At 43.5% G+C, this 9,184-nt stretch carries 2 protein-coding genes; both read right to left on the minus strand.

Translation table 11 applies throughout. From position 1 onward, the window contains the following. Positions 1-8 precede the first annotated feature (8 nt). Positions 9-1,328 (minus strand): MFS transporter, encoded by a 1,320-nt coding sequence (locus tag MHN79_RS19875; protein WP_239174631.1) that lies wholly within the window; start codon positions 1,326-1,328, stop codon positions 9-11. Positions 1,329-1,389: 61 nt separating this feature from the next. Then, on the minus strand, positions 1,390-9,177 hold the full coding sequence (locus tag MHN79_RS19880) for a non-ribosomal peptide synthetase (RefSeq protein ID WP_275436701.1): 7,788 nt from the start codon (positions 9,175-9,177) through the stop codon (positions 1,390-1,392). Positions 9,178-9,184: the final 7 nt, after the last annotated feature.

The raw sequence follows: 9,184 nt of genomic DNA on the forward strand, positions 1-9,184 counted from the left end.
CTAAGTTATTATTTTGATTTTTTATAGAAAATTGCCACACTAAGTATGATCATTAATCCACATACACTATATAAAAAAGCAATACCTCTCCCGGGGCCTATGCCAATAATTTCTCCTACATTACTTGCCAATAAACCGCCCTCATTCAGCATGGGTTCAAAAACAAAATCAGCCATTGGTCCTGCAACTAAAAAAGCCAGAGGTAATGACATCTGGGTTACCAAAGTTTGTACGCTAAGCACTCGCCCTTGTAGTTCACTCGGCACAGAAGTTTGCCATATGACTTGATTGACGCTTTCAACCATGACAAACAATAAGGTCATCATCAATGCAATAACCATTAACACCCATACGGTAATACTTTGATTAACAAAGATAAGTGATGCATTAACCAAAATAATGCCAATAAAAAATAGTATCCAACATAAAAATGCATTTTTATCTTTAACATCGCTCAATAGCATTAGGACAAATGAGCCCATAAGGGTGCCTATCCCGGCTGCAGTTAATACAGTGCCAAGTTCAACAACAGTTGAGAAACTCAGCACCAAGGGGGTTAGCAATACATGAACAATACCAATACTAAAGTTAACGACTCCCATAAATATCAAAAGAGATAAAAGATATTTATGCCCCATCAAATATTTAAAACCAAATTTCACTTGCTGTAGAACACTCACTTTTTCGCCGTCAAGAGACTCACTTCTACCATCATTGCGATTAATTTTGGCCACAATAAAAGAAAGAATAAATATGGCACTGACAAAGCTCACTACATCAAAAATGAAGACTCCTTTTAGGCCAATAGTGACGAGAAAGAATGCCGCAAGAGCAGGAACGGATAATTCCACGATCCCTAGACCGCCCTGCGAGAATCCTTGATACTTTATCAGTTTTTCTTTTTTGACCAACACAGGAACCAAAACCATAAAACTTTGACTAATAAAGCTATTAAATACTGAACCTATACTGACAAACACAAGTATCCATTCAAAACCTAGCATTTCCTTTGTGTATAAAAACATCATGATCAGTGAGCAAAGCCCAGCACCAACATGGCCTGCGATCATAATGCTCCCCCTAGGGAAACGGTCAAGAAAAGTACCGACCAAAGGGGTAAAAAATAGCTGTGGAGCAAGCGCTGCAAAGCCAATTATCCCATATGCTGTTGCAGAGTTCGTTTGCTTATATACCCACTGTCCTAATGCAAAATCTGTCATTAGGGTTCCCAACAGGGAGATAAGCGTAGCAGCAAGCATCATAAAATAAGCCAGATTGCTAAACCCACTGTCAGGGCCTTCCATAACCGTATTGGTTGGTTGAGACATAAATTTATTCCATATTAGATAAGGCTATTGCCCGCTCTACAAACGGGAAATAGCCATACAGTTACTTTTGATTGATGACGGTGATAAGTGACAACAGATAATCGGCTATACCAGCAACATGGTTTTTATGAAGCATAGAATTATGCTCTCCAGTAACTATCGCACTTTGTATCGGTTCGAGTGAATAGAGAGAGTTAGCATCCAAAACCTGCTGCAAATAAGGCGAACTCTCTTCACAACACAGAAGATGTATGCTGCCAACACATTGTCCTGATGGGTTATAGCCGCGATTCATCAGCTCCTGTTGTTTATAAATCTGCCAGAACCCATCAAGGGAGAAGCCGTCCTTATCGCAAAAACCTTGGTCTGACAGTTTTTGACCAATAGCGAATGATGCAGCGTCGAAATCAAACTCACTAGAATGTTCCAGCACTGGCATATCTATGCCTAGCCAGTTCGAAATACCATTGAGAAAAGACGTTTTGATTTCTGTTTCACTTGGCTCACGACTGACAGCTTCAAAACTTACGTCGGTCAGAATAGTATCCAGAAGTATCAAGCTAACTTTTATAGCCTCAGCTTCAAGTCTACGCATCACTTCGAATGCCACTCTTCCACCAAACGAATGGCCTATCAATATTACGGGTTCACTAAACTGAGTCGCTTTGAGTTCTTGAACATATCTATCGACCATATCATCAAAACATTCTGTTGGCTCAGTATGTCCAAACATACCCGGAGCGTCGAACGCATGGATATTAACTATCCCACGCAGCGCATTTGCTAAAGGCGCATAGGCCATCGACATACCACCTAACCCCGGAAAACAATAGATGTCAGATTGTGCACCCTCACTAAACGACACCAGACAATTAGATGTGAGGTTGGAGTCTCCGTCATCCATTTTACCTTCAATATAACTCGCTAAATCTGACAAAATAGGGGTCGAGAATACTTCTTTTACCGTCAAGTCAACGTTAAACCTAGATCGAACCTTATTGACCATTGACATAATCAACAAGGACTGTCCACCAATCTCAAAGAACTGAGCATTGCGGCTAATCGGCGCATCAGGCTTAATTAGGTGTTGCCAAATCTCAGCCAATTGAAGCTCTGTGTCTCCTATTGGTTGCTCATAACTTTCTTGTCCAAGATCAAACGATTTTTTCAGCAAAGCCTTGCGGTCTATTTTGCCATTCGGCGTGAGTGGCATCGCTTTGATTGCGACGATTGAAGAAGGCACCATATAGTGAGGAAGTTCAGCTCGAATACCTCGATAAATAGCTTGCTTGATTAAAGGCCAAGATGTGTCGGTATTTGAATCATCAATCACAACGTAACTTACTAGTGTAGGCTCTGCACCCGCGGCAGATTGGACACAAGTAATCGCTTCGCTGACCCATGGATTTTGCAACAATTGAGACTCTATTTCGCCTAATTCTACTCTAAAGCCACGAACTTTTACTTGGGTGTCTAAACGTCCCATGTAAACCAGAGAACCTTTATCTACCCAGCGGACCTGATCGCCTGTTCTATACAAACGGCGAAGTTGACCATCAACATTTACCGTAATAAACGACTTTTCAGTCAGTTCTGGGCGATTCAAATATTCACGCGCAACGCCTAATCCACCAATATACAATTCGCCACCGACACCATTCGGAACGGGCTCAAGGTATGGATTTAAAACGTAAAACTGGGTGTTAGCAATTGGACCACCAATAACGCCTAAAGTATCGGTTCGACGTATACGCTTTACTGCCGACCAAACGCTTGTTTCTGTCGGACCATACATATCAAATAGCTGATGCTCATCACTTATAAGCAAGCCTGTCTTAACCGCTGCATTCATGGCTTCACCACCACAGAGCATTTTTAACATCACGTCAGGTTTCCAACCGTTATTGAGCAGTAATTGCCATGTTGCAGGCGTGGCTTGCATAGCGGTAATACGCTGGTAATCAATCAGACCGGCTAGTAATTCAGCATCCATCGTTGCTTCTGTACTTGCGATAACAACCTGCGCACCAAGAGTTAAGGGCAAAAACAGCTCAAGCGTGTGAATATCAAAAGACATTGAAGTGACAGCAAGTAAATTATCCGTCCTTTCAAGCCCAGGATTAACTGCCATAGAACAAAGAAAGTTGAGCAAAGAACCGTGTTCAATCGCAATTCCCTTTGGTTTACCCGTAGAGCCGGATGTATAGATGACATAAGCCAGAGCAGTTCGAGTCACTTCTGGTAACGTGTCAGTAGATACCATCTCCGACATTTCGCTATCTAGGCAAAGCTTGCTTACTGAACCATCAAGTTGTTCAGAGAAACTCTTAAGCGTTAAAACTAAGCTTGGTTGTGAATCTTCCAACATGTACTCGATACGATCGTTTGGATAACGAGGATCGAGTGGCACGTATCCGCAGCCAGCTTTACCGATTGCAAGCATAGAAATCAGCATATCCAAAGAGCGGTCAAGATAGATGCCTACCAACTGCTTGGGCAAAACACCAGCCGCGACAATGCGCCTTGCAAGGCGCTCGGAGGCTTGGTTCAATTCAGCATAAGACAGACATTGTTCACCAAAGCGGGCTGCAATTTGGCTAGGGTGTAGTCTGACTTGTTGCTCAAACAAAGACAAATAACTGCCTACATCTGGAAGCTCAAACTGAGTCTGATTGTACTCATTAAATAGAGAGCGACGCTCAGAGTCGCTCGTAATAGGTAGCGTATAAACGTTTGACTTTGGCGCTGCGAGCATTTCCCTAAGCAGGGTAGTCAAAGCACTATTGAATTTTTCAATAGTGCTAACGTTAAATAAGTCTCTGCAAAACTCCCACGCTAATTCAATGTTTTTCTCTTTTTCTATCACATGCAAAGTAAGATCAAATTTTGCAACCACATTCTCCTCATCAGTCAGATCAATGGTGCTAAACAGGTCCGTCTCTTGCCCTTTTTGCGCATAGTCAGTAACCGAGAGCATGATCTGAAATATTGGATGATGACTCAGACTACGCTCTGGTTGTAAAGTATCCACAATGCGTTCAAACGGAACCTGTTGATGCTCATAAGCCTCCAATGCGATGCGCTTAGACTGCTTAATCATGTCGTGAAAAGTAATGTCATCGCTAAGCTGACTTCTAAGAGGCAAGGTGTTGGCAAAAAAGCCAATCAAAGAGGCCGTCTCGGAGTATCCACGGTTTGCGACTGGTGTTGCGATAACAAGATCTTGCTGATTACTCAGTCGGCTGATTAAAACACTTAACGCAGCATGTAACCCCATGAAAGTCGTTACACCATGCGTTTTACAGAGCGTCCTAAATGATGAGACAAGTTCATTCTCCAGTTCAAACTTAAATAATTCCCCATGGTAAGACTGATACTTGGGTCTTGGTCTATCGAGAGGTAATGAGTGCGCTTGAGGGCTGCCATCAAGCTGGCGATTCCAGTAGTCTAGATGCTCATCAAGTTCAGACTTTGCTTGAGGTTGTTGTAACCAATTCGCATAGTCACCATATTGAACAGGTAAAGGTGATAGCTCAATTTCGGCTCCAACATAAAGGCATTCAAGCTCGGAATGTAAAACCCCAAGAGACCAGCCATCGGCTGCGATATGATGCATGGTTAATATGACAACACTTCTATGCTCAGAGACATCGACTAGATGTCCTCTGAGTAAGGTATCTCGAGAGAGATCGAATGGTGTATTTGCCTCTTGGTGCGCAATGGCTTTAAGTTTAACGTGCGCAGATTCAACATCTTGGTGACTTAAATCTGAGTAGCCTAATCCCAAGCTCTTTGGATGAGCATTAACTTTTTGCCACACTTGGTCACTGCGTTCAAGATAGCTTGTGCGCAAGATTTCATGTCTCTCAACCACTTTAAGCAACGCATTCTCTAACCTACTTTTTTCCAACTTTTCCTTTGCTTCAATCGTATAGCAAATGTTGTAGTACGCATTTGCCCCTTCCATTTGATCGATAAACCATAATCTGTGTTGCATGTGTGAAAGAGGCAACAAGCCATCGCGCTGACTCGGTATGATCGTAAGTTTGTCAGACTCCACATTGGTTTGGTCAATTAAGGCCGCAAAGTCGAAAAGTACTGGTGTCATGAACAGTTGTTTCACAGATAGAGACACACTAAACTCTTGTCTGACCAGAGCCAAGACTTGAATCGCTCGCAAAGACTGTCCGCCGATATCAAAGAAGTTCGCTTCACGGCTGATACTCGACTGTTCGATTTGCAATACTTGGCCCCAAATCCTTGCAAGTTGGCGTTCCACACTATTTTTAGGCGCCGAGTACTCTATTGATTTGAATTTAAAGCGAGCCACTGGCAAAGCCCGTCTATCGACTTTTCCATTTGGTGTTAAAGGAAGCGATTGGAGGAGAATAATTTGTGCGGGCACCATATGCGAAGGCAGTGATTCTGACAAGTATGCCGTTAAGCCTTCTGTATAATCCTTGTCTTCCAAATCCCCAGGATGGGGAACAACATAGCTCACGAGTTGTTTGTCCCAACTATTCGATCCCGCTACATCAAGGGTAATGGATTCGGACACACCGGGATATCTCTGCAACTGGGCATCAATTTCACCCAACTCGATTCTAAAACCGCGAATTTTAACTTGATGATCAAGACGCCCCAAATACTCAATCTCGCCTTGGTGATTCCACTTGGCTAAATCTCCTGTTTTATACAACCGAGATTGATTATCAGTTGAGAATGGGTTGGAGATAAATCGCTCTTTAGTTAACTCAGGACGGTTCAGATACCCTCTTGCCACGCCATCTCCGGCGATATAAAGTTCTCCAGCCACGCCTATTGGCGCTATCTGCAGTTCTTGGTTCAGTACATAAAGCTGAGTGTTATTAATGGGCTTTCCAATCGGAACGGTGACGTAATCGATCTCAGCCTTACAAGCATGCCATGACACATCAATGGCCGCTTCTGTTGGCCCATAAAGATTGTGTAGCTCAGCATCATGGCTTTTTGTCCACTCTTTAGCTAGCTCTGAAGGTAGCGCTTCTCCACTGGCAAACACGCGCCTTAACGAGCTAGATTGGGTTTGGTATCGACCATCAAACATAAACATAGCCAACATAGGTGGTACGAAGTGCAGTGTCGTGATCTGGCTTTGTTCAATGACATTCAATAAGTAATCAACATCTTTATGACCTTCTGGCCTGGCTATTACAAGCTCTGCGCCTACCATTAAAGGCCAGAAAAACTCCCATACTGAAACATCAAAGCTAAACGGAGTTTTTTGCAAGACCTTATCCGTTTCATCAAGAGCAAATTCTTGCTGCATCCATAGAATTCGGTTAACTAAAGCTTTGTGTTCGTTCATCACACCTTTGGGTTTGCCCGTCGAACCAGAGGTATAAATCACATAAGCGAGATTGTTTGAACTCAATCCTGCACTGATTGGATTGGAAAGATGATTGGAATGAGAAAAATCGAAAGTATCCAAATTTATTTGTAAATAATCCGCTGACACTCTGCTTGCCGTCGCATTGCTAGTCAAGATAAGTTGAGGCTTTGCATCATCTAGCATGCTATTAATACGCTCAGTTGGATAGTCCGGATCCAAAGGTACATAAGCCCCTCCAGCCTTCAGAATTGCGAGTAAAGCAACCACCATTTCTATAGAACGATAACAACACAAACCGACTAAGGTATCAGGCCCAACGTTGACCGATTGAAGACTAGCAGCAAGCGCATTGGCTTTATTGTTTAGATCATGATATGTCAGAGAGTTACCCTCAAAGGCCAATGCAATACGATTTGGGCTTCTATCAACTTGTTGCTCGAATAGAGAATGAATGGTTTCAAACTCAGGGTAAGACTTGGCCGTGTCATTAAACTCCTCTTCCAATAGCGCCTTATCCTCATCAGGAACAATTTCATGTGACATAACACTTTGACTTGGCGATTTCACCAAATTAGACACCAAGGTAACAAAGATCTCGTTTATTCTGCTGATACTCTCTGGGCTAAACAAAGATGACGCATACTCCCAACCAAGGCTTGCGCTACCCTGCTCTTCTGCAACATGCAGAGTAAGGTCAAACTTAGACGTATGATGGTTCTGCGTTTGGTCCAATGCGATAAATCTTTGGCTGCCATCATGCTCGGAATCATCACTGGCATAAGTCAGCATGATCTGAAACAAAGGTGAGTGTGCCAAGCTGCGCTCCGGCTGGATGAGCTCGACAAGCTGCTCAAAAGGCATTTGCTGATGTTCATATGCAGCTAATGCTTTTTGCTTCGACTGAGCAAGCAGTTCAAGATATGTCGGGCTTTCGCTCAAGTCACTGCGCAAAACCAATGTATTAGCAAAAAAGCCGATATTATTTACTACATCGACATGTTCGCGATTGGCTATCGGCGTACCAATGACAATATCATTTTCACCACTTAGACGTCCGATCAAAGTCGAAAATGCTGCATGAATCGCCATAAAAGGGGTGACTCCCTGATTTTGGCAAAGCTGTGTTAACTGACCGAAAATCTGCGGCGGTAGCTTACCAACCAATAATTCACCAGCAAACTTCTGCTCAGGAGGCCGTGGTAAGTCAAGCGGCAAACGATGAACCATGGGTAGTGATTGCAGCTCCTGTTGCCAGTACGAGCTGAGTTTTTCAATATTCTCACCAGCAAGCCATGTTCTTTGCCAAACGGCATAGTCTCCATATTGTATTGGCAAAGGCGCCAAGCTATGCGGTTTCCCCTGCACAAAAGCGCCATATATGAGGTTGAGTTCGTTGACCAACACTTCAAGTGACCAACCATCGGCAGCAATATGATGTAAAGTGAGCAACAATATGTTTGCTTGATCATGTTCAGTGACAATCCGCGCCCTGATCATAAGATCTTCACCCAAATCAAAACCTGTCTTCGCTTCTTTGACAAACAACGCTGATATGAATTGTTCTTGGGACTTGGTATCTTGGCCACGAAGATCATCAATAGCCAATGGAAAAGCAGTGATTTCTTCCCTTACCTTCTGAACAGATTCCCCTTCGCATAACTCAAAGCTAGTGCGCAAAATTTCATGGCGATTGACGATTTCGATGAGAGCTTTATGAAGAATATTAAGGTCAACCGCTTCATTCCAACGAAACGCCAGAGGCATATTATAATGACTGCTATCACCTTCCAGCTGGTCGATAATCCAGAGTCTTTGCTGCATATCAGTCAGAGGTAAAGGCTGGCTTCGGTCAACTGGTAAACATTGATGCTTAGACTGAAGCGGTGTGTTCGCTTTATTCTCAATATACTTTGCTAAGTCTTTTAACTGAGGGGAGATGAAAACATCTTTCATTGAAATATCGAGATTGAATACGACTTTTATGCCGTTCAATAGCTGGATCGCTTTAAGAGACTGTCCACCGACTTCAAAGAAATTCGCATCTCGACTGATGGTCGATGCATCCATCTTGAGCACCTCTGACCAAAGCTGACACAAACGCGCTTCTACCTCACCCTGCGGCGCCTGATAACTCACACCCATGCTTAGCGACGTTGGCTCTGGTAGCCCCTTACGGTTTATCTTGCCATTCGGTGTCAGTGGCATCGCCTCTAACACTTGAATAATCGATGGCACCATATAGTGGGGCAACTGCCCTTTCAGGTGCTCATATAAACCGCTTCGCGCTTCATCGATTCGCTCAACCCAGTCAGAATTCAAAACCGCATAGGTCACTAGTTGGCTTTCACCACTGTCACTGCCTTGGCGAACCACGCTCACCACTTGATTGACGCTCTCATGGCTTTGCGCCGCCGCATCAACGGCACCAAGCTCAACCCTAAATCCTCGAATTTTCACTTGATGGTCAGTGCGACCCAAATATTCC

Source organism: Vibrio sp. Of14-4 (genome assembly GCF_022347625.1).
Taxonomy (GTDB): domain Bacteria; phylum Pseudomonadota; class Gammaproteobacteria; order Enterobacterales; family Vibrionaceae; genus Vibrio; species Vibrio pristinus.

Bases quoted from the DNA above. Each gene is read 5' to 3' on its own strand.
- MHN79_RS19875 (WP_239174631.1), bottom strand. From the start codon at position 1,328: ATGTCTCAACCAACCAATACGGTTATGGAAGGCCCTGACAGTGGGTTT.